The organism is Corynebacterium breve (genome assembly GCF_030252165.1).
Lineage (GTDB): Bacteria > Actinomycetota > Actinomycetes > Mycobacteriales > Mycobacteriaceae > Corynebacterium > Corynebacterium breve.
In genome coordinates this window covers 202,482-224,944 of record NZ_CP126969.1, presented here as the reverse complement: position 1 = coordinate 224,944, position 22,463 = coordinate 202,482, and the positions used below count along the sequence as shown (strand labels likewise).

24 protein-coding genes are annotated in these 22,463 nt (G+C 58.7%); 2 read left to right on the top strand and 22 right to left on the bottom strand.

The window, feature by feature from the left end; all coding sequences use genetic code 11:
- Positions 1-6: 6 nt before the first annotated feature.
- The 15 genes from QP027_RS01095 to QP027_RS01025 form a co-directional block, all read right to left on the bottom strand.
- Complete coding sequence (locus QP027_RS01095) at positions 7-324, bottom strand: DMT family transporter (protein ID WP_284825350.1); 318 nt, start codon at positions 322-324, stop codon at positions 7-9.
- A complete protein-coding gene (locus tag QP027_RS01090) occupies positions 321-1,097 on the bottom strand; it encodes a DedA family protein (protein ID WP_284825349.1) in 777 nt (258 codons plus the stop codon). Before QP027_RS01090 ends, QP027_RS01095 begins: the two co-directional genes overlap by 4 nt.
- A gap of 11 nt (positions 1,098-1,108) precedes the next feature.
- Positions 1,109-2,497: a protoporphyrinogen oxidase gene (locus tag QP027_RS01085; RefSeq protein ID WP_284825348.1), complete on the bottom strand. Its 1,389-nt coding sequence runs from the start codon at positions 2,495-2,497 to the stop codon at positions 1,109-1,111.
- Positions 2,498-2,508: 11 nt separating this feature from the next.
- The gene (hemE, locus tag QP027_RS01080) at positions 2,509-3,555 is read right to left on the bottom strand and encodes a uroporphyrinogen decarboxylase (protein WP_284825347.1); all 1,047 of its coding nucleotides are present in this window, start codon (positions 3,553-3,555) and stop codon (positions 2,509-2,511) included.
- A 137-nt stretch (positions 3,556-3,692) separates the two neighbouring features.
- The gene (locus QP027_RS01075; protein ID WP_284825346.1) at positions 3,693-4,034 is read right to left on the bottom strand and encodes a VOC family protein; all 342 of its coding nucleotides are present in this window, start codon (positions 4,032-4,034) and stop codon (positions 3,693-3,695) included.
- Positions 4,035-4,104: 70 nt separating this feature from the next.
- Complete coding sequence (locus QP027_RS01070) at positions 4,105-5,166, bottom strand: chymotrypsin family serine protease (RefSeq protein ID WP_284825345.1); 1,062 nt, start codon at positions 5,164-5,166, stop codon at positions 4,105-4,107.
- Between the two features lie 84 nt (positions 5,167-5,250).
- Complete coding sequence (locus QP027_RS01065; protein ID WP_284825344.1) at positions 5,251-7,848, bottom strand: heavy metal translocating P-type ATPase; 2,598 nt, start codon at positions 7,846-7,848, stop codon at positions 5,251-5,253.
- A gap of 33 nt (positions 7,849-7,881) precedes the next feature.
- Entirely contained in the window at positions 7,882-8,355 is a 474-nt protein-coding gene (locus QP027_RS01060) for a hypothetical protein (RefSeq protein WP_284825343.1), read from the bottom strand.
- 8 nt (positions 8,356-8,363) lie between these two features.
- On the bottom strand, positions 8,364-9,002 hold the full coding sequence (locus QP027_RS01055) for a hypothetical protein (protein WP_284825342.1): 639 nt from the start codon (positions 9,000-9,002) through the stop codon (positions 8,364-8,366).
- Between the two features lie 13 nt (positions 9,003-9,015).
- The gene (gene hemB / locus QP027_RS01050) at positions 9,016-10,017 is read right to left on the bottom strand and encodes a porphobilinogen synthase (protein WP_284825341.1); all 1,002 of its coding nucleotides are present in this window, start codon (positions 10,015-10,017) and stop codon (positions 9,016-9,018) included.
- A 51-nt stretch (positions 10,018-10,068) separates the two neighbouring features.
- Positions 10,069-11,775: a bifunctional uroporphyrinogen-III C-methyltransferase/uroporphyrinogen-III synthase gene (locus QP027_RS01045; protein WP_284825340.1), complete on the bottom strand. Its 1,707-nt coding sequence runs from the start codon at positions 11,773-11,775 to the stop codon at positions 10,069-10,071.
- Positions 11,776-12,108: 333 nt separating this feature from the next.
- Complete coding sequence (locus tag QP027_RS01040) at positions 12,109-12,465, bottom strand: hypothetical protein (protein WP_284825339.1); 357 nt, start codon at positions 12,463-12,465, stop codon at positions 12,109-12,111.
- Positions 12,466-12,467: 2 nt separating this feature from the next.
- Entirely contained in the window at positions 12,468-13,349 is an 882-nt protein-coding gene (hemC, locus tag QP027_RS01035) for a hydroxymethylbilane synthase (RefSeq protein WP_284825338.1), read from the bottom strand.
- Positions 13,350-13,352: 3 nt separating this feature from the next.
- On the bottom strand, positions 13,353-14,684 hold the full coding sequence (locus tag QP027_RS01030) for a glutamyl-tRNA reductase (RefSeq protein WP_284825337.1): 1,332 nt from the start codon (positions 14,682-14,684) through the stop codon (positions 13,353-13,355).
- 79 nt (positions 14,685-14,763) lie between these two features.
- A complete protein-coding gene (locus QP027_RS01025; protein WP_284826878.1) occupies positions 14,764-14,985 on the bottom strand; it encodes a glutaredoxin family protein in 222 nt (73 codons plus the stop codon).
- A gap of 126 nt (positions 14,986-15,111) precedes the next feature.
- On the opposite strand from QP027_RS01025, the gene QP027_RS01020 reads away from it, so the two are divergent.
- The gene (locus QP027_RS01020; RefSeq protein ID WP_284825336.1) at positions 15,112-16,152 is read left to right on the top strand and encodes an HAD-IB family hydrolase; all 1,041 of its coding nucleotides are present in this window, start codon (positions 15,112-15,114) and stop codon (positions 16,150-16,152) included.
- 119 nt (positions 16,153-16,271) lie between these two features.
- Here the strand turns inward: QP027_RS01020 and QP027_RS01015 are convergent, their stop codons facing one another.
- The 5 genes from QP027_RS01015 to QP027_RS00995 all read right to left on the bottom strand — a co-directional run bounded on the left by QP027_RS01015 (position 16,272) and on the right by QP027_RS00995 (position 19,611).
- Positions 16,272-16,373, bottom strand: a complete 102-nt coding sequence (locus QP027_RS01015) for a 30S ribosomal protein bS22 (protein WP_012359487.1) — start codon at positions 16,371-16,373, stop codon at positions 16,272-16,274.
- Between the two features lie 232 nt (positions 16,374-16,605).
- A complete protein-coding gene (locus tag QP027_RS01010; RefSeq protein WP_284825335.1) occupies positions 16,606-16,797 on the bottom strand; it encodes a helix-turn-helix domain-containing protein in 192 nt (63 codons plus the stop codon).
- A gap of 144 nt (positions 16,798-16,941) precedes the next feature.
- Positions 16,942-17,757, bottom strand: a complete 816-nt coding sequence (gene proC / locus QP027_RS01005) for a pyrroline-5-carboxylate reductase (protein WP_284825334.1) — start codon at positions 17,755-17,757, stop codon at positions 16,942-16,944.
- A 27-nt stretch (positions 17,758-17,784) separates the two neighbouring features.
- Positions 17,785-18,666, bottom strand: coding sequence for an Rv0497 family membrane protein (locus tag QP027_RS01000; protein WP_284825333.1), 882 nt, complete (start codon positions 18,664-18,666; stop codon positions 17,785-17,787).
- Positions 18,667-19,611, bottom strand: coding sequence for a Ppx/GppA family phosphatase (locus QP027_RS00995; protein ID WP_284825332.1), 945 nt, complete (start codon positions 19,609-19,611; stop codon positions 18,667-18,669).
- Between the two features lie 34 nt (positions 19,612-19,645).
- Between QP027_RS00995 and QP027_RS00990 the strand changes: the two genes are divergently transcribed.
- Positions 19,646-20,506, top strand: coding sequence for a DUF3109 family protein (locus QP027_RS00990; RefSeq protein ID WP_284825331.1), 861 nt, complete (start codon positions 19,646-19,648; stop codon positions 20,504-20,506).
- On the opposite strand, the gene QP027_RS00985 is transcribed toward QP027_RS00990, so the two are convergent.
- Both QP027_RS00985 and QP027_RS00980 read right to left on the bottom strand, forming a co-directional pair.
- Positions 20,503-21,195: a response regulator transcription factor gene (locus tag QP027_RS00985; RefSeq protein ID WP_284825330.1), complete on the bottom strand. Its 693-nt coding sequence runs from the start codon at positions 21,193-21,195 to the stop codon at positions 20,503-20,505. The two genes, QP027_RS00990 and QP027_RS00985, sit on opposite strands and share 4 nt — an antisense overlap.
- Complete coding sequence (locus QP027_RS00980) at positions 21,192-22,445, bottom strand: sensor histidine kinase (RefSeq protein WP_284825329.1); 1,254 nt, start codon at positions 22,443-22,445, stop codon at positions 21,192-21,194. The genes QP027_RS00985 and QP027_RS00980 overlap by 4 nt, the downstream gene beginning before the upstream one ends.
- Positions 22,446-22,463 lie beyond the last annotated feature (18 nt).

Genomic DNA, 22,463 nt, shown 5'->3' with positions numbered 1-22,463 from the left:
TCTGTACTAGTTGCTCACTACTTGCAGGCCGACGATGCCCGCGACGATCATAACGAGGAACAGGATTTTCAACACGCTGACCGATTCTTCACCCATCGCGATCGCGATAATCACCGCAGCAGCGGCACCGACGCCCGCCCAGACCGCGTAAGCCGTGCCCGCAGAGATGGATCGCATCGCCCACGCAAGCCCGCCCATAGAAATCACCAGCGCGACGAGGAACACCAGGGAGGGCCAGAGTTTAGTAAATCCCTCGGTCTTGGCTAGGGCGTTTGCCCACACGCCCTCGAACAATCCAGAGCCGATGAGAATAAACCAGTTCATTGTTGTGCTTTCTTTGCTTCCTTGTTTTGCTTAAAGAACACGGAGGCAAAAACGACGACGAGCAGGCCAATCGCGAACCAGTTGGCCACCTTTTGGTACTGCTCAAGGACGAATACCACAGGCTCGCCGATGGCGTAGCCCAGCGCGAAATAGCCCAGCGACCAGATGGTTTTGGAGATGAAGTTGAGCACCATGAACTTGCTCAGCTTCATACCTGTTGCACCGCTCATGATGAACACCACGAGCGCGATCGGCAACGGAATGGGCACATACGCCAAGAAAATACCTAGCCAGCCCAGCTTCTGGGTCGCCTTTTCCACCCGCTCAATGTTGCGGGCTGTTCGTTGCGATTGCTCCGCGTATACGTCCAACATGCCCCGGCCCCACAACTTGCCGGCCCACCAGTAGACCCAGTCGAACTTGATCGCTACCACCGAACCGATCAGCAGGTACCAGATCCAGCCCGGCGCGTCGCCGACTGCGGCTAGAGCACCAGTCGATGCTGCACCGAGGCGAGAACCAGTTAATGCCAGCATGATCGGTGGGTCAAGGCCCAGCAGCCAGGCGCGCAGCGGGATCATCGCCATGCCGAAAACTCCGACGAAACCGATCCAGCCGAGGCACCAGAAGTCGGCCTTGCCTGGCTTCTGGTTCCACGGCATGCCGGGCTCTTCCCACCACTCTGTTTCTTCTTCGCTGGTGGGATCTGCAGGAGCTACGTCCAGCTCCTGCTCGGCCTCATCGCGGGCATTCTCGCGTGCATCGTCAGTCACAGCTACCTAACTTAGCCCGCGACGCGCGCTGCAGCCGCCTTGGCGTCGGCTATGACTGCAGGAACTCCGACTCCCCCGGACCATGCGCCAGTGAGGGCGAGGGTGGGTTGGTCGTCGATAAGCTGCTTTACCTTGGCAACGGTAGCCAGGTGAGTCTCGTCGTAGCGTGGTAAACCACCGAACCAACGCTGGACATAGATTTCTTCGAGTCCTGCCTCGCGGCCGTCAAAGCCGGTGATGGTTTGGAGGTCGTCGAGTGCCCAATCGACAAGATCGTCCTCGTCGGCGCGCAGGGCGGTGTTGTCGCCGAAGCGTCCGAAACTTGCACGGACCAGGGCGCCACCGCGCTCGCCCAAGTGAGGCCATTTTTTCGAGGAGAACGTGAACGCCTTCGCATGCACGCCATCTTCATCGGAAGCGACCAGCACGCCGGAATTCTCCGGCAGGCCTTCGGCGGATGCAAAACGCATGCCGACGACCACCGAGTCGGCAAGTTTCACGGCTTTCAACGCGGCCGATGCCTCGGGGGCAATGTTCTTCAGCAGCAGCGCAGTGGTTGGGGCGGGTGTGGCGATGATGAGTCGGTCGTAAACCTTGTCCTCTCCACCGGTGATGCGGTAGCCCGGGGCGGTCTTTTCCACCCCCGAGATGAACGCATCAACGTAGATATCGGCACCGGACTGCTCGGCCAGAGCTTCGTATGCCTCGGCATAGCCACCTCGGAAGGTACCGAAAACGGGTGCGGGCTTTCCGCCGGCTGGCTTCGGGCGCGCTGCCTCGAGGTTTTTCACTGCGCCAGAGAGTGTGATCTTCTCCCCTGCTTCGGCCAGACGGTCGAATTCCTCCGCCAACTGCGGGATCGTCGCGCGAATACCCAGGTCATCGGCTGCGCACGAGTACACGCCGCCCAACAGCGCGGAGACAACGTGATCAACCAGGTCGGCGCCATAGCGCTCGCGCATCAGCTGTCCAACGTTCATATCTCCCCCGACGGGCCAGTCGATTCCATCCTGGTTGGCTTCGTCGTCGATACGCGCAGCGGTTTCAGTGCTGATCAAGTGCGCCACCGGCTCCGACTGCGCGGGGATGCCCATCACGCCGCCGGCTGGAAGCTCCTTGGTCTCCCCGCCGGAATACACAAGTGAGCGCAGGCCCGAGGGGTGCACCAATGAATCCGCCAGTCCTAGCTCGGTGAAGAACTCCACCGCGTCTTTACGCCGCGCCAAAAACGCCTCGGCGCCCATGTCGGTTGGCCCCGCCTCAAAGGGGACGGTGAAGAGTTTCCCCCCGATGCGATCGGTTGCCTCATAGACGTCGATGACGGCGTCTTTGTCCTGCTTACGAAGCTCGTAAGCACTGGTCAAGCCTGCTAGTCCTGCGCCGATGATGGCGAATTTCATTGGTTTCTCGCTTAGTTCTCGTGGATGATGCGCACTGCTTCGGTAATGGCGTCCGCATCGGTGGTTGGCAATACGCCGTGGCCCAGGTTGAAGATGTGGCCGGTAGCGTCACCTGCGTCGATTGCGCGCTGCGCCTCCGCCTTGATGCGCGCAACCTCGGAGCGGACCACCTCGGAGCCCGCAAATAGCATCGCCGGGTCAAGGTTGCCTTGGAGGACACGTGGGCTGGAGAACCTTGTCGCTGCCTTGTCCAGCGGCACGCGCCAGTCCACACCCATGACCTCGGAGCCGGCCTCGGACATCGCGCCTAGAATCTCGCCGGTGCTCACACCGAAGTGGATGCGCGGAATCTCGCCCTTGACCGATTCCAGGATTTCCACCGAATACGGCAGAACATGCTGGCGGTAGTCCTTCTCGGTAAGGAAACCCGCCCAAGAGTCGAAGAGCTGCATGGCGTCGATACCGGCCTCGACCTGTGTGCGCAAAAATGTAGTGATCGTCGGGACCAAGCGCTTCATCAGCGCGTGCCAGGTTTCCGGATCGGCGTGCATCATCGCCTTGGTCTTCTCGTGATTCTTCGAAGGGCCACCCTCGACCAGGTAGCTGGCCAAGGTGAATGGCGCGCCAACGAAGCCGATCAGGGTTTGGGTGTCCGTAAGCTCGTCGAGAATAATCTCAATGCCCTTGGCCACTTCCTCGACCTCGTGGTCCAAGATCGGCAAGGCATCAACATCCGCGCGGCTTGTGATCGCCTTGTCCATGACAGGGCCGCGACCAGGGACGATCTCCACCCCGACGCCCGCCGCGCGCAGCGGGACGACGATGTCGGAGAACAGGATCGCGCCATCAACATCGTGGCGACGCACCGGCTGCAGGGTGATTTCGGCAAGCAGTTCCGGCATGAAGCAGGAGTCCAGCATAGAAATTCCCTCGCGGACCTTCTTGTATTCCGGGAGGGAGCGTCCAGCTTGGCGCATAAACCAGACTGGTGTGCGTGTTGGGGTGCGGCCGTGGGCTGCCTCAAGCAGCGGGGCGTTAGTTAGGTCGCGACGTTTCATGCTCTCTATTGTGATCCAAAAGTTTGAAAGAAGGAAACTGAGCAGGGGTTCCGCGCACAATAGCTACCGTTTGTTGCGAGCCGGAGCCTCCCAGCAGGCCAGAAACGGCAGCCTTTGTTCGCTTGACGACGACCCCGCTACTCCGTTTCCTCCGCCAGCTGAAGCTCATTGCCCTCGGGGTCCACGGCAACTGCGATCATCACAACACCGAAGTCCTCCACGCTGGACACTCCGATGCCGCGAGACTTGAGATCTGCAACCAGACCCAGCAGGTCATCGGTGCCCAGCACGACAGCTGCTTGACCTGCGCGCTCTGGGATCTCAGCGACCTGCACCCATGCCCCAGGCGCGACCTCCCATTCGGCGATGCCATCCGCAGGCTCCATGGTGGGCTCGCCAAAAAGTGCGTTGTAGAACTCCGTCACATTCGCAAGTTCTTTCACGGGCAAGACAGGGATGACGGCATTGAACTTGGGCATTGAGCGGTGCTCCTTCGAGACGATAAACAACTAAGTTCATCGTCCCACACCGCTACGGCAGGTGCACAGGCTACATTCCTAGTGCTTCCTGTAGCCCCGCCATCACAGCCGAAGTCGGAAGGGTCTCCGCGTGGTGCTGCCACGAATCGATGTTGCCGGCGTGGAAGTCAGCCTCGGCCGCAGCGAAGTCGTCCTTGAACTGTTGGCGGTAGTCCACGATCGGGTCAACTCCGTTAGGCGCGGCCCATTCGTTGAAGGCGGCGTCGTCTTGTGCGACGGTGCGGAAATCGTCGTCAAGCGGGACGGCAGGAGCGATCTGGAATTGCTCATTGACCTGGCCGTCTGGGATGCCGTAAGCAGTTTGGATGGCCTGGTCTGCCACCTGCGCGCGCCCCAGAGGGCCGATGCCTTGGGATGTCACGCCGAGGACCTCGCCGTTGTTTGGGTCATAGTTCACGCCGCCGGAGTCACCACTTTCGTAGGTCAAGCCCCAGTGCACGATGCTGTTCGACGCGCGGAAGAGCTGGACTCCACACGAGCGAGCTGAGCGCTGGCCGTCCTTGCAGATCGGCTGGCCGAAGTTGTCTACGGAGATCTCGGTGGCACCCAAGTCGCGGTAGTCGCGCACACCGGTCATTGCAACTGGGGTCGAGCGCTGGTGACCGTAGTGGTCCTCGGAGGTGGCAAGACCAGTCATCTCGACGCCGTCTTCGAGTTCGACCACGCCCCAGTCCGGCCAGTTGAGCGTGCCGTGGAGTTCGGCGTTTAAGTCGGCGTAGTGCGACTGTGCCTGCTTGTCGCCCGTTGCCACGCGGTAACCAATGAGCTGGTCGCCCCAGGTTTTCGGCGCGTACACCGCGGTTCCGATCTCGTTTTCGTAGCGTGGTGTGTCCACGAGGCAGTGTGCCGCGGTGATCATGATCTGCTTCGTTGTGCCATCTTCTTGGACGATGGTGCCCGCGACACCTTGTGAGCAACTGTTTGGCATGTGCTCTGCCGGGATGCCGTCGACCGGATGCACTGGGTAAGTGCGAACGGGTGCGCCTGGGCCGACTGGAGCTGCGACTGCTGCTGGAACGCTGCACAGGGTGGTGGCGGCGATCAAAGCAGCGAATACGTGGCGACAATTCACTGGAGGTTCTCCCCTATTGTTCCTGTAAGACCCCTTAACCATAACCCGCCGTCACGACATCGGCTCGGGTTCAAGTAAACCGGTCTAGGAAGGGAACTTCTTTACCGACAAGGAGCGGGCCTCGACAAACAAGGACGATCCCAACATCAAGACCGTGGCGGCCATGGGGTGCAGCAGCCCCGCAACGGCGAGCACCATCGCGCTGATGTTGTACACCCATGAGTAAACGATGTTGCGATCGATAATTCGGCAGACGCGGCGTGCCTGTTCGATCAATTGGGGGATCGCGCTGACGTCGTCACGCACAACGATCACGGAAATGTCCTCGCGCAATTCGTTGCCTGTTTCCAGGCTATCGCCCGAGCCTACGAGGATGCCAACGTCGGCAACCCGGAGCGTATTCACAACGGATCGATCGCCTACCATCGCCACGGTGGCGCCCTGTGTGTGCACCGCGCGCACCGCACCCGGTTTGTCGGTATGGCCAATTCCGGCGAGAACGTTCGAAATACCCAACAGGTCAGCAAAACGACGAGCCACCGGATAGGTGTCACGGGAGAGCATCACGGTTTCAATGCCCATGTCCTCGAGGCGCGTAATGGACTCAGCAGCGTCGTCCTTCACAGGGTCGTACAACGTGATGACGCCACGGTCTTTGCCCTTCCAGCGCACCACGATTGGGGTGCCGCCGTTGGTCGCAGCGGCAGCTAGTCGGCCATGCAGCGAAGACAGGTTGGTTGGTCGCCAGAGCATGGCCTCTACTTGCTGGGTGTGCTCTTCGCCGTCGTCGTCACGCGAAACGATCTCGATGCGAGCCTTGAGATCACCGTTTCTTGTGATCTCGTTTTTGGCCACGTCGATCCAGTGCGGGATGTCCACGCCGCCTTCGTCGTGATCGCGCGCCTCGCGAGCGGCACGCACGAGCGCTTGGGAGGACGGATGGTTCGATTCCATGGCCAAGGCACCCGCGACGCGCAAAACCATGTCGGCGTTTTCCCCACGCGCGGCGGTCACTGTTTCCACCGTCATGAACGGCTGCACCAAAGTACCCACGCGGTTGAAGATCACCGTGTCCACGTTTTCCAGGCTGCGCAGCGTGGCACCGTCTCTGATGATGATGCCGTTGCGTGCCGACGACTCGATGCCCAGACGAATCGCCATCGCCGGGGAGAGCGCCAAAGCGGTCGGGGCTACGGAAGCCAGAACTGCGAGGGCGGTGGCCATCGCGGCGTTGTAGTTTTGGTAGATCAGCACCCACAACACGAAATCTGCCACTGCGAGCATAAAGGCTGCGGGGATCAGGTAGGCCGCAGTTTTCGTCGACAATAGCGTGGCGCGATTCTGGCGATGGGAAGCTTCTTGCACCCAGCGGTGGATCGCTGCCATGCGAGTCAGATGTCCGGTGTGCACCACGCGGACTTTGATCTTGCCCGAAACAATCGTCGCGCCAGAGTAGACCTTGGAACCGACTTTGATGTTGAGGTCTTCGCGAGCATCGACAAGCCCTGGCTCGAGGACGCAGGACCCGCCCATCACTTGGCCATCGACGGGAATGATGTCGCCGGGAACCAAGATGATGTCGTCACCGGGATTGACTTCGGCAAGCGGCATCATTTCTTCAGTCACTGCACCGGTGGCACGGTTGCGCACGCTGACGCGCACTTCCGACGAAGGCTCGGGGCGCCGCTTCTCCATTTCTTCCAACAGGCTTGGGCGGGCGCGCATTGTCCAGATGCGGCCTGCGAGGAGGAGGATCGTCATGCCGCAGGCCACGTCGAGGAACAGCTCGCCGTCAGCCAATCTGCTGTGGTTAAACGCAAGCCACTTCGGTTCCGCCTGCCAACCAATATCGCCTGCCGGGGTGGCCACCAACAAGACGATGGACCAACCAAAAGCCAGCAGAATCGCCAGGGAACTCGCCCCATCAAGTGCTGTAAGACCACGGCGAACACCGCCGGCGAGGGCGCGGTGGAAAGGCCACGCGGCGTAAAACACCACCGGAATGGACAAGGCCAGCACCACCCATTGCCAACCTGGGAACTGCAGCTCTTGGAAATACGAGGTGAGGAAGACTGGCGCGCCGAACACGATCGCAATGGCTAGGCGCTTCAGCGTGATCAAATCGCGCGCGGTATAGAGCAGGTCGTTATCGGGCGGAGTGTGGCGGGCGGTGTTGGCGGGATCATTAAGAAACCCGGACACACGAGCGGATTCTATGGTCTTTGCTTCCAGCTCGTGTTGGCGACGCATCCTCCCCGACATGCCTTTGGTGCCACGATTTCCGCGCCGTGTCGTCGCTGGCTCCGGGGAACGCAGTTCGGAGACTCGTCGTCGTAAAGAAGAATCCGTCATCGTGGCACGTACGTTGAAACGAGCCATGACCTTGACCAGTTGGGTCGGATCAATCACATCGGGCGCGGTAATCCAGACGGTGTTGGTGGGATAGACGATTCTGGCCCACACACCCGGGATTTCCTCCAAAGCGTCTTCGATCTCACCAACGTCAGGGGCGTCGGGCAAGTTTTCTAGCTCAAAGGCATAGGAGGTTTTTGGGCGCTGGTCGGCATCAAAAACGTGTTTCGGTCCATCGTCGACATCGATCCCGGCTGCTTTCGCGGCCCGGATGGCTTCATCGATGGCTTGTGTGACGTCGCCTTGTAGTGGCGTGCGGGAAGCGTTCACGAAACGTGTGCCTCTTTTCCCTGTCCTCGGTGGTTAGAATCTGCTGCTTTTTGAGTCGACGTATGCGTTGGCTGCAGGTCGGAAGATGAAAAACGCTCCAAAGGCCAACAGCACGACAACAACCATCATGGCGATGCCTCCCACGCGGATCGCGAAGGCGATCACGTTGAAGAAACACGCCAATGCGATGCAAATGACGACGATCAGACGGGCCTTCTTGTTCCCCTGGCGCAGATAGGAGGCCGCGCCACCCATCACCAGAGCTAAGACCACGTTAACGACAGACACGAACCACATGTTGCGCATGTAGGCATCGCGCATCTCGGTGTCGGCGGGATCGCCTGGGAAGCCGATGGCGATCATCTGCATTGCGGTGACCAGCATCGCTACGGCTCCGGCGACGACGAGCCAGAAGCCGATTTTCAAGGACAACGGCCAGTCCTCGCCTACCTCGACATCGAAACGCCTGTTCTTGTCGTCGGGGTGGGAGGCAAAGGAGGGAAACATTGTCGGCATTATGAGCTCTTTCCTGGCTTATCTGTCTGATCCTTGTCGGACTTCTTTTCTGAAGTGCCATTGAAGCTATTGAAACGGGGATCCTGGTCCTCACCGGTCCACTTCAGCGCTTCTTGCTGGGAGGCGAAGTACATTCCGCACGCCGCCGCGACACCGACGGCAATCTGAATGATGCCATCTACCAGGATCAGCGCAACTGGAACCGAACTTCCTCCCGTTGTGGTCAGGAAAACAGTCAATAGTCGAATGGAGAAAAAGATCGAGAATAGAAACAGCAGCCGACGCGCGTAGCCTGCCCATTTCTGTCGTTTGGCAAACACAACCAACATCCAGACCAAGATGCCGATGATCACCAAAGTGATCGACGCCATAAACGCGATGGAGAGATAGACGCTGAGGTTAAGCACCGAGTCGGTCACCATCTCGTTGTCCTTGGCTGCTTCCTTTGCACTCGCGCGCAACGCAGCCGGATCAACCAGCGCCGCCACAATTGTCAGAATCTGGTGGATTGCCTCGCCCGCAACCGCGAACGTCCAGACCCACACCAGGTACCGCACGGTCTCCGGCATGTCTGATTTAAGCTTCTTGGCTTGCCCGTCCTTATGGACAGGTTTGTCAGGCTTCTGCGCCACCGTCATCAAAAACTTCACCCTAGCCGTTCAATTGCTTTGCCGCATCAACGGCAAAATACGTCAAAATTTGATCCGCACCGGCACGCTTGATGGCAGTCAGAGATTCCATCATCACTGCCTCGCGATCTACCCAGCCATTGAGACCGGCTGCTTGAATCATCGCGTATTCGCCGGAAACTTGGTAAGCAGCAACCGGCACCGGTGACATTTCTGCCACTTTAGTCAACACGTCCAGATAAGGCAGCGCTGGCTTGACCATGACAAAGTCCGCACCTTCTTCGATATCCAGCTGAGTCTCTAGGAGCGACTCGCGAATATTCGCTGGGTCCTGCTGATATGTGCGACGATCGCCTTGCAGCGACGAGCCCACCGCCTCACGGAACGGGCCGAAAAACGCCGACGCGTACTTCGCGGAATACGCCATAATTGAGACGTCTTGGAATCCGGCTACGTCCAACGCTGCCCGGATTGCTTCGATTTGGCCGTCCATCATGCCCGACGGGCTCACGATGTGGGCACCAGCTTCCGCCTGAGCCACCGACATCTTTTGGTACAGCTCGACCGTGGCGTCGTTATCAACGATGGAATTGCCCCACCGGTCCTCGCTGAGGACACCGCAGTGTCCGTGATCTGTGAATTCGTCCAGGCACGTATCAGCCATGATCATCACGTCATCGCCGAACTCCTTGCGCAAGACGGCCAAGTTCCGATTCAGCACTCCCTCTGGGTCCCACGCTGGGGAACCTTCGGCATCCTTGTCGTCGTCAAGCGGAACACCGAACAGGTCGATGCAGCGGATGCCTTGCTCGGCTGCCTCGGCAACCGCGCGGACTAGTGAATCTGTGGTGTGCTGGAAAACGCCTGGCATGGACGAGATTTCGCGCTTCTCGGACAGTCCGTCAGCGACAAACATCGGCAAGATGAAGTCCGCCGGGTGCAATCTCGTCTCGGAGACTAGCTCACGGATGGCGGGGTTCTGCCTCAGGCGGCGGGGGCGACGGGTGAAATCAAAAGTAGACACGGAACCATCATATGCCCAGGCGCATCAAAAGCCCCAAGAATTCACAAGAGCTTAGGATTCGGTTGCTTTACGACGAGCCCTGCGCTTTTTCCTCGGTGGCGGCAGCTGGCCTGCGGCGCGCAAGTTGGCGACGTGGTCGGCCAAGGCGTCGACAAGCGATGGCACATCGGCGACCTCAGGCATTACATCGACGCGCAAACCCTGCTCTTCTGCCTCCGCGGCCGTCATCGGCCCGATACACGCGATGATCGTGCGCTGGTGAGGCTTGCCCGCGATGCCGACCAGGTTCTTCACCGTGGACGCTGACGTGAAGCAAACCGCGTCGAAACCGCCAGTCTTGATCATGTCGCGAACCTCCGGCGGAGGCGGTGCGGCGCGCACGGTGCGGTAGGCAACGACGTCTTCGACCTCCCAGCCCAGATCGGTCAAACCGTCGACAAGTACATCGGTGCCAAGATCCGCGCGTGGCAACAATACGCGGGAGACGGGGTCGAGGTCTTCGACGTACTCAGGGAAGACCTGCACAAGGCCAGCTGCGTTTTGCTTGGTGCGGTGCGGCAGGAGCTCAGGAGTCATGCCACGGGCACGAATCGCATCGGCAGTCTTCGTGCCTACAGCTGCAAGGTGTACGCCGGCGAAGGAACGGGCGTCGAGACCGAGTTCTTCGAACTTGTCCCAAACGGCAACGACCGCGTTGACCGAGGTGAACACAACCCACTGGTAGCGACCTTCCACGATGCCTTTGATCGCGCGATCCATCTGCGCTGGGTTGCGTGGTGGTTCCATCGAGATCGTTGGGACCGACTGCGGAATCGCTCCGTAGCTCGTCAGGCGCGTCGACATCGACGCTGCCTGCTCCTTCGCGCGTGGCACTAGTACACGCCAGCCGTACAGTGGGCGGTTTTCCCACCAAGAGTACTTGGTGCGGTCGTCCACGGCTGTACCCAGCGTGACGACGAGCTTGCCCGGCAGATCCGCATCGAGTTTGCCGATGGTATTCAGCGTGGCATCGAAAGTGCGCTGCAAACGCGTCGTGCCGTTAGTGGTGACGTACGCCGGAGTCGTCGCAGCGAAACCACGCTCTTTCAGCTCCGCTGCAATCACCGGGAGATCGTCAGCTTCTGCCTGCAGTACCAGAGGCTGCGGCGCTTGGGCCAGCTGATCCCAGTCGATGGACTCGTTGGACAAATCCGCTTCGGTATAGGTCGAACCCAACGCGATGCCTGCGAAAGATGGCACCGTGGAAGGCAAAGACATCCCCGGTACAACCTGAAATTCCAGCCCGGCGGCTGCCACTGCGGAAATCTCCGCCAACACTCGGTCGCTGGTCAACGGGTTGCCTGCGACAAGACGGATCACGTCACCTTCGCCCGCTTCACCATCCGCGATGGACTGCATCGCAGCATCCATCACTCGTTTGAGCTGCTCAATCAACTCATCCGGAGTACCAACCGCCTCTTCGAGCTCCGCCGCAGTCGGTTCAGCAGGCTTTGGTGGCTTACGACGAGCTCCCGCCGCCTTCGCATCGGCACACATCTTGTCGTATTCTTCACGCGCAGCGTCGAGCTTCGCCTGCGGAACAGGCAGCCCTTCCGCGACGACGGCACGCACACCGCTGAGAACATCAGCGTCCACGACAGCGTAGGCGTTGTTGGCCAATACCTCGCGTGCTCGCACGGTCAGCAGGTCAGGGTTACCCGGGCCCGCGCCGACGAAAACGATCTTCCCCGGCTGGGGCGTCTGGGAGGACAAGGTCATAAACGGTTCTTTTCTAAGTCGGGTCTGTGCGAAAACGCTCGGACATGATCGAAGCGTTTTGTTGCCACACAAACCAAAAAGGAGACATAGGTCAGTACTTTTGGAAAGTTGAATCTCCGGCCAGCTATCCCACCCCCACCCAAGCTGTTCCAGCTGGCAGAAGCGTTGATTCCTAGAAAACAGGACCACCTTAACTGGCAGAAATTCAACGTATGATAGTTACACCTTAATTTAGGAACCCCAGATTGAAAAAACGGCCGATAATTTTACCGACCGTTTCGTTGCCTGAATCGTTGGGGTCGCACTTGGCACTCGTACGGCTTTCGTACGTCGTCAGGCCACAATCTTCTGCAGCTTTTGGGCATATTCCGACGCATGCGGCGTGGAAATCACGATCTTGCTATATGTTGCGTCCGCAAGTTCAAGCACAATGCCGGGGCCTTTCCGGTGACACACGGCGAGCACTCGCCCGCCCGGATCCTGACTCATTGTTCCCGTATATGTCCACCCTGGAATGTGGGTAGCGCCGTGTCGCTGTCCCACGCCAAGTTCGGTCAAGGGATCGGCAACGCATGACACCCCGCGGATTGCGCGCAAAGGAATCGTTAAGTGCGAGCGGCGCGCCGCAAGCTTCTCCCACCACCTCAAGGTGACGGTCAGTCGATCATGCTTAATCGAAAACTGTGCCATAGCTACCCGATGATACGGGCTGCGCCTTGCTCAATCAGAATCTTTGCAACGTTGTGTCCCAACTCAACCGGATCGGTGCCCGTTGCGGTTTCCACCAACTGTGTCGAGCCATCCAGAGCAAAAACTCCGGCTTGCAGGGTGATCTGGTCACCATCGAGGGAGGCATATGATGCGACAGGCGCGGTGCACCCGGCCTCCAACGCAGCGAGCACGGTCCTCTCCGCGGTGACGGTACGCAACACGGTGTCGTCGGCAAGCGCATCAATAGCTTGGCGAGCATGGTCGTCGTCAATGCGGCACTCCACAGCCAAAGCCCCCTGAGCAGGTGCCGGCATCAGCACGGTTGGGTCGAATAGCTGAGTCGCCTTGTCCCCCATCCCCACGCGCGAAAGGCCAGCGTACGCAAGAACAACCGCATCAAGCTCGCCGGAAAAAACTCTGCCCATGCGCGTATCGATATTGCCACGCAGTGGCTGAATATCCAGGTCAGGACGCTGCGCCTTCAACTGCGAGATGCGTCGCGGCGCCGAAGTTCCCACCCGCGCGCCCTCAGGCAACGTCTCCAGCGTCAGGCCGTCGCGCGCGATCAATGCTTCACGACGATCCTCTCGCACCGGAGTAATCAAGTGCGTCCGAGGCTCGTGTGCAGTAGGCAGATCCTTGAAAGAGTGCACTGCGATATCGCACTCTCCCGCGAAGAGTGCCTCACGCAGGGCTGCGGTAAATACGCCCACGCCGATGCGCTCGACGGGCGCCATGTTGACATCACCGGCAGTGGTGACGATGTGCAGCTCAGCGTCGAATCCAGCAGCGATCATGGCATCACGCTGGTGTCCCGCCTGGGTCGTCGCCAGCTTGGATCCTCGTGTACCGATCTTCAACACGTCTTATTTCTCCTTTTTGTTTTTCAACTCTTCGCGATCAGGAAGCTGCTCGACGTTCACAGCCACCGCCGGTGGCTCGGCGAGGCCAAATAGTTCTTGAAGTGCCGTTTCATAGCTAATCGAGCCCGAGTTCGCCGCCATTTCCTTCGCTCGAACCGTTGGCGTGTGCAAAATCTTGTCCACGACTCGCTTCATCGCACGCCAGACCTCGTTGTATTCGTGCTCCTCTAGGTGCGGCAGTTTCGACTTGAGGCGATCGAACTCGGCCTCCACCATCAGTGCGGAATTCGCACGCAGCTGAGTCACCACCGGGTTGAGGTCGCGGACACGCTCTTTCGAGGTATAAACATCAAGTTCTTCCTCGATAATCGCCAAAGCTTCGCGGTGTGCAGCGGTCTCTTCTGAATCGGTCTCCCGCAGCTTCTGGTGCAGGTACTCGATGTTGACCAGGTTGACGCCCTCGATGGTGGAAACGTCGTCTCTGATATCACGTGGCAAGGACAAGTCCACCAGCATGATTGGGCCAGGAATGTCCTCGGGAGTGATGGTGAAATCGTCTGTCGCTGTAGCCGACACAGCGATGTCCACGCGCCCCAAGGCCCCAGCACGAGCGTTGTAATCAACCACTTCTGCAGGAACGCCTGCTTCGCGAGAATGTTCAGCTAGGCGCTCTGCGCGAGAGCGTGTGCGGTTAGCAATAATCAGCTTGTCAATCCCCTGCTTACCCAAATGAGTAGCAGCCAAGGATGCCATCGCACCAGCGCCCAGAACCAGTGCGGTCTTTCCCTGCATCGTGTCGGTTTCCATGGTCTTCATGGCCTCGTCGAGGGCGAAAGTAACCATGGATGCACCAGCATCGTCGATCTCAGTTTCTGAATGCACGCGCTTGCCAGCTCGAAGCGCAGACTGCGCCAAGGCATGCAGACCAGGGCCAACAGTGCCACGCTTCTTCGCCTCTTGGTACGAGGTACGCACTTGGCCGATAATTTGCTGCTCACCGACGACCATTGAATCCAAACCGGAAGTCACGGTCATCATGTGCTCGGCTGCGGCGTCCGCGTAGCGCACATAGAGATAGCTTCGCAGCTCGTCTTCTGAGACTCCGGAGATCTTTTCAAGAACATCGACTACGTCCTGCACCCCCAAATGGAAGGCATTGGCCATCGTGTAGACCTCAAGACGATTGCAGGTCGAAATAATCATCGCTTCAGAAAGCGAAGGCTGCTCAACCAAAGTCGTCGTCGCTTCGGTTTGGACGGTGTCGTCCATGCTGAGACGTTCCAGCAGCGCCACCGGCGCTGAACGGTGGGACATCCCCACGACAAGCACACTCACTAATGTCCTCCAGATCGGAAAAGAATCAAACCAAAGAATACCCCCGACCCCCATGAGGGATCGTGTCGGGGGCGTTTGATTAAGACCTTGCTAGCTCCGCGGCGAGTTCGTCGTTATCGACTTCCCAGCACGCAAACTCTTCTTCATCAATAACTACAACGGGAACCCTGTCGCCGTATTCCAACGCGAGCTCCTGGATCTCATCCACATTCACCAAACTCAGGGAGGCTCCAGATGCGCGCACAACGGGCTCGATCTGGGCGGCAACTCGCTCACAGGATCCACATGTCGCGCGGACCATGAGCTCAACCTTCTTAGCCACTAACTTCCCCTTAAAGAATTGGCAATGTTTTGCCGAGCAATCTCATGCCCAGACACCTACGATGGTCTAGGTTACCCCGCCACCGAGAAAGGACCACACCCTGCCGTGACAACGGAGAGTTTCCCGTCGAGCCCAAGAGATTTCTTGGCCAACTGGTCCACGTCGAGGGGCAACCTCCGCCGCTTCCTAGAAGAAACAGCACTTCCGCCGATCGACGAGGAAGCGCAACGTGAGGCTGGCCAAGCCGCCGCGGCCGCCGCGGTGGAAGAGACCTTTGGGATCGACCTTGATCAGTTCACCTCTGGGGTTGACTCAGTGTCGGGAGCTCTTGCGTCTGCAGGTGGGCTACACATCACCCAGCCAGATCCGGATGTGCCACAGGATGTGGAATCGGCCGCATTTTTCGATATCGACAACACTCTGATCCAGGGTTCGTCGTTAGTAGTGTTTGCCTTCGGGCTTGCGCGGAAGCGGTTTTTTAACCTGCGCGAGATCGCTCCGATTGCATGGAAGCAGCTTCGGTTCAAGCTCAGTGGCACTGAGCACGCCGGAGACATGCAAAGTGGCCGTGAACAAGCGCTCTCGTTTGTGAAAGGACGCGATGTAAGTATCCTGCGCGAACTGTGCGAAGAGATCGTCGATCGATCCATGGTTCACAAGAGCTACGCGGGCACACTCGATCTCGCGGCGATGCATTTGGCAGCCGGACAGCAGGTCTGGCTAGTCTCGGCGACTCCTGTGCAAATCGGACAGATCTTAGCGGAGCGCTTCGGGTTTACTGGTGCACTGGGTACGGTGGCCGAGGAAGAAGGCGGGAAGTTCACGGGACGACTCGTCGGCGATATCCTGCACGGTCCCGGCAAGCGCCATGCAGTCGCTGCGTTGGCTGCGATCCAGCAGCTCGATCTTTCCAAGTGCACGGCCTACTCAGACTCGGCAAATGACATTCCGATGCTGTCGATGGTAGGTACTGCCGTGGCTATCAACCCAGATAAAGCACTGAAAGCGGAGGCTATAAAGCGCGGTTGGATTGTTCGTGATTACCGCAGCATGCGTCGCGCTGTAAAGACGTGGGGCGTGCCTGCGCTGGTGACCGCCGCATTGTCTTTCTGGGGGTTGAAGCGTTTCCGGGGTCGCGTTGAGTAGCTTCCGCAAATCCGTCTGGAAAACCAGACGGTTTTGCGGAATGTAACAAATTCAACCTTCCACCAACGCAAAATCCCGGCCCCACAGAAGTGTGGAGGCCGGGAAATCGTCGTTAAGCTTTACTTGCCCAACTTGCGACGCTGAACGCGCGTGCGCTTGAGCATCTTGCGGTGCTTCTTCTTAGACATGCGCTTGCGGCGCTTCTTAATAACTGAACCCATGGGGTTTCCTCGTTTCATTGTCGTACGTACAAAACTTGCCGATAGCAGCGTGACAAATCGGAGCAATCCGCTCGCCAAAACCCAAGGTGCACACTTGAGCAGTCGCTATTCGTCGGCACGAATGCACACCAGCATACCGCCCATCATGCAGACAAAAAAACTGGGGCACCCACCTGCCCTGAATCGCAACTCAGAGAAAGTGGGCGCCCCAGCGCTGAAAGGTACCCGGTAATTATCCGACGTCGTAGACAGACGAATCGAGGTACTCACTTACAGCCGACTCGTGGACGCGGAATGAGCGACCCACACGCACCGCTGGAAGCTCACCGGAGTGAACCAGACGGTAAACCGTCATCTTGGAGACGCGCATGATCTCCGCAACCTCAGCAACGGTGAGAAACTTACCTTTATCTTCATTAGCCATTTATAAATTAACCCTTCAGCACCTGGCGCGCTGTAGGCTTCCCCTCCCACAGGACGAACACGCACGTGCCTGAACTAGCTTAGCGTGAAACGTGTGACTCTTGCGACTCAAGTGCCACACTTTTTTACATTCATCGCACGCGAACTACTGTTTTCCCAGTTCACGGGCACGAAATGCATTCTTCTCCAACGCGCGGTAAAAGGCCCCCCGCAGGCCAGATTCCTCCAATTCACGCACTGCTGCAACCGTTGTACCCGCCGGCGAGGACACGCCGGCGCGTAGCACGACAGGATCCGCCCCAGATTGCTCGAGCATCGCACCAGAACCGGCGACGGTAGCGATCGCGAGTTCTTGTGCAACACTGCGCGACAAGCCGAGGGACACGGCGGCGTCGATAAGCGCCTCAGTGACCAGGAAAACATATGCAGGCCCAGACCCCGAAAGCGCGGTCACCGCGTCCATGGACCCTTCCGGCACAAAGACAACTGTCCCTGTAGACGCCAGGAGAGTCTTCACTAGCTCTGCTTGTTCCTCAGTAACAAACTTGCCCGTCGAGATCGCACAGACCCCCTTGCCAATCAGCATCGGCGTATTCGGCATCACACGGACAACCGACGTGCCCGCCGATGAGATAGCCTCCTCCATCTTCGCCAAGGTGATTCCTGCAGCCATCGATACCAAGGTCGTGGAGACGTCGTTGTTTGCGATGGTGTCGGCGATCTCTTCAATCACGGGCACTATCCCCGCCGGTTTTACGCACAGAAAAACCACATCGGCGTCGGAAGCAGCTTCTTCATTGTCCGATGTGGTGTGCACGCCATAGCGCTGCGCCAACTGTTCAGAGTGCTCAGCGGAGCGATTGGTAACGGTGATGGTCTTTGGGTCATAATCCGCAGCGATCAAGCCAGCGATAAGTGCCTCGCCGATCTGACCGCCGCCAATAACTGAAATCTTGCTCATGGCACTAAGCGTGCCACAAAAGTTGCCCTACAACAGAACGATCAAGGCCGGACCGAAGGTCATCAGCAGGCCAACGATGGCAGACAGCGTCATGGAAAGTCCGTCACGTTCCGAAAGCATCTTACGGATCACTCCCATCATGCCCAGCGTGACGACGACGCCGAGAACCGCAACGACAACCCCGTTCAGGTTTGCCCACATCCACTTGAAGCCGAAGAACACAGCAACGGCCAAGACTAGGCCCCCGAGAATCATGCCGATGAGTGCGAGGATGTTAATCGTGCTCGATTCCTCATCCTCGGTGTCTAGGTCTGTATCCTGGCCATCTTCCTGGTCTTCCGGCACATCAACAACTGAAACTTCTGCGGTCTCATCGGACAACGCTTCAGCGACGACCGGAGTTTCCTCACTGTCAGCGCTCTCTTCGACTGGCTCGGCTTCAGGAACGACCGGGATGATATTTGTCTCATCTGCCTCGTCGACCTCATCGGAAGCGTCTACTGCGTCCTCTTCAAGGTCCTTTTCAAGGTCCTCTTCAAGGTCCTCTTCCACTGCCTCTACTGGCTCTTCTGGAGTAACGTCCTCCGCAACCTCCGGAGCAACCTCTTCGGCCGGGGTTTCGTCGTAAAGCTGCTCTTCGACCTGCTGTACTGGCTCCTCAACCTTTTCAGGCTCAGCTACCGTTTCTGGCTCAGCGGGAGCATCAATGGGGACTGACGAGTGGCGTGACTCTGCAGGGCGCTCCTCTACCTTGCGGAAGGAACCAGTGAGCTCAGCCACCGACACGCCACCCTCATCGAGGCTGCGTCGACGGCGACGACGAGGCCGGTCCGCTTCGCCCTCCGGCTTGTCCTTGTTCGCACGTGCGAGCAACTCTGCAACAGTCAGCTGCTTGTCATTGTCCGACATCTACTCGTCATCTCCTTGATCAAGGCCTTTGTCAATCCGACGCAGGATAACACCTTCGCGCAATGCCCACGGGCAGATTTCCAACTTATCAAGCTTTAGTGCGCGCATGCTGGCTTCCGCAACCAGAGCGCCGGCAACAATTTGGTGGGATCGGTCCGCGCTGATGCCTTCAAGCTCGGCACGGTCAGCGGCGGTCATACGTGAAATAAACGCGATGAGCTGGCGCAAGCCAGGGGCTGTCAGGGTTCGCTTCACGTATGGACCAGCCGACGAAGGTGCGGCACCCGTCAGACGCGCTAGTGTTCGGAATGTCTTCGATGTCCCCACCGCAAGCCCAGCTGGACCCAGCGCTTCGAACTGCTGCGCAGGCATAACCAACTCGGCATCGATAAAGTCGCGCAGGGCGTTGATCTTCTTACGCTCGGGAGGATCGGTGTCGAACCACTCGTGGGTCAGGCGTCCCGCACCAAGATCAAGGGAGACCGCCAAATCCGGGGTTTCATCTGAACCGGTGGACATCTCCAGCGAACCGCCACCGATATCCAAGTTGGTGATACGCCCAGCCGACCAGCCGTACCAACGACGCGCCGAAAGGAACGTCAGGCGTGCCTCTTCCTCGCCGGAGAGCACATCCAAGCGGACACCGGTCTGCTTCTCAACGTGATCGAGCACCTCGACAGAGTTCGTTGCTGAACGCACCGCGGACGTGGCGAACGGAATCATCTCCGTGCACTTGAGTCGATCTGCGAGGTCTTTCGCCTCGCTCACCGCATCAGTCAGCTTGGTCAGACCCTTGTTGTCGATGGCATCATCGTCGTCAAGCATCTCGACGAGCCGCAGAGACTGCTTCCAATCACTCATGGGCGTCGGGCGTCCGCCGTAGCGGGCATCCACTGCCACAAGGTGGACAGTATTGCTGCCCACGTCCAATACACCTAATCGCACATATCCTAGGTTAGACGGTCTACGGTGGTGAAGTGTGAATCAACCTGTCTTTCTTGGCTTTCCCGCAAACTCTCCCGCAGGAAAGTCCATCCGCGCCGGACGCGAAGTTCCCCCGGATTTTCCCCGCGAGTGGTTCGAATTTACCCACCCGGATGACCCACACCACTATTTCTCCATCGACCTGACGTGGGTGGAATCGACCTGGCAGTGCCGCTTTGGCACCGACGCGTGCCATGGCATTTCCGACGACCTTCCAGTGGTCGGCTGTTGCATCCACGGCGCCTACCTTGCCGACGAATCCGACCGCGACGACCTCTACAACGCGGTCGCGGAAATGCCCGCGAAGTACTGGCAGCTACGCCCCGCGGACACAGATTCCTATCTTGCCAACGCCGACCCGATTGTGCTGGAGCCCTGGCTGGAGTGGGATGACGACGAAGAAGAACCCAGTCTGAAGACTGCACGGGTCGATGGCGCCTGCATCTTTGCCAACCGCGAGGGTGCGGAAACCGGACCGGGTTGCTCGCTGCATCAATGGGCGATGGCTGAGGGGCGCAATATCATCACCTCGAAGCCTGAGGTGTGTTGGCAGGTGCCATTTTCGCGCGAGGACGCATGGGAAGAACGCTCCGACAGCCAAGAAATCCTGCGCACAACGATTGGCGAATACGACCGCCGTCAATGGGGCGACGGTGGCGAAGATTTCGATTGGTGGTGCTCGGGCGACACGGGTTGCCACGCCGGCGGGGTGCCAGTGTGGCAGTCAATGAAGCAAGAACTGATCGCGCTGATCGGCGAAAAGCCTTATAACATCGTCGCCGAACACTGTCGCAATCGCGCAGAACTCCCCGAGAAATTCAAAGCGGTGCATCCGGCGACACAGCGCGCCCGCTAGGCCTCGAACTTATAGCCCAGCCCGCGCACTGTCACCAGCTGCTTCGGGCGAGAAGGCTCAATCTCAATCTTGGAACGCAGGCGCTTGACGTGAACATCGAGAGTCTTGGTGTCGCCGACGTAGTCGGCACCCCAAATGCGGTCGATGAGCTGCCCCCGCGTGAGCACTCGCCCGGCGTTGCGCAGTAGGTACTCAAGCAGGTCGAACTCTTTGAGAGGCATGGGGACGGGCTGGTCGTCGACAAGCACTGTGTGGCGCTCGACGTCCATCTTTACGCGTCCACCTTCAAGGATCTGCGCTTCGATTTCCTCGGTGATTTCCGCTTCTGGGCCCCGGCGCAAAACGGCGCGGATGCGAGCGATGAGCTCGCGGGAGGAATACGGTTTGGTCACGTAGTCATCAGCACCGAGTTCAAGGCCGACAACCTTGTCGATTTCCGAATCACGTGCGGTGACCATGATGATCGGCACCATCGAGGTAGTCCGCAGCTGCTTACACACGTCAGTGCCGGACATTCCGGGCAGCATCAGGTCTAGGAGAACAAGGTCAACCTCATTGCTGGCAAACTCGTCGAGCGCTGTGGGACCGTCGGGAGCAACAATTGCCTCAAAGCCTTCTTTGCGCAGCAGGTACGCAAGTGGATCCGCGAGGGATTCCTCGTCTTCGACAATAAGGATGGTCGTCGTCATTGCTTCTCCATTTCTTTCCGACGCGCCGTCACGCGAGTGACCGCCTTCCTCAGCTTCGGGCCTGATGAAGCATCATCGGCATCGACGATCTCCAGTTGTTCGGGCTCGGGCTCAGGATTGTAAATAGGGAGCTCAATTGTGAATGTGGATCCCGTTCCAGGACGAGACCACAACTTGATATTACCGCCATGGTTAGCAACCACATGCTTTACGATAGCCAACCCCAGTCCAGTGCCGCCGGTTGAGCGCGACCGGGCCTTATCGATTCGGAAGAATCGTTCAAAAACGCGCTTTTGATGCTCAGGCGCAATTCCAATGCCGCGGTCCGTGACACGGATCAAGACGATGGAATTGTGCACGATTTTCTGCGAGATACTCACCGGCTGAGACTTAGGCGAATAGTTGATCGCATTAGAAAGCAGGTTGGACAAAGCCATGACAAGCATGGACCGGTCCCCCAGCACCTCCACCCCGGTGTCCTGGCCACGAGTAAGGATAATCTCCTGTTGGTCGGCTGCGACCTGGTTGCGCGCCATCGCTTCTTTGACCACATCGTCAACGCGGACCGGCTCCATTTCTGGCAAAGCCTCGGCGCCTTGCAGCTTGGAAAGGCTGATCAGCTCGGAGATCATGTCCGCCATGCGGTGTGACTCTTTGAGCAGCTTCTCGCCGAAGTAGTTGACCATGTCGGGATCTTCTGGATCCTGCAGCAAGGCCTCCGCAAGCAGGGATATTCCACCCACCGGAGTTTTTAGTTCGTGGGACACATTGGCAACGAAGTCTCGACGCGCCGCTTCCATGCGGACGTTTTCTGATTCATCGGTGCCGTACACAATGATGAAGTAGGTATCCACCAGTGTGAGTGGCTTGACCAGCGCTTTAACATCGGACACACGGTTGCCGGTTGAGCGGCGTGGCATCGTGAGGTCCAAGGTGCGGGTCTCTAGATCCTCAAACACCTCTTGGCCAACGGACCACACCTCGGGGTTCAGCGTCCTATCGTGGACGATTGCCATCTCGTGCGCCTTGGCGTTAGACAAAATCACCTCGCCCGAGCGGTCCACCACGGTAACGCCAGTGGGAGATCCTTGCACGGCGAGGTGCAACACTTGACTGACGGTGGTGACCCTGTTGTCTTGAAGGGTCGCCGAGTTCTTGGCTCGCTCGCGGCGTTGCTTCACCCACCGCACCACAGGTACGGCGAGCAACGCTGCCACGATGCCTAGAAGAAATGCGAAAAACTCAGTCACCGGCAGTTGAAGCGTCTG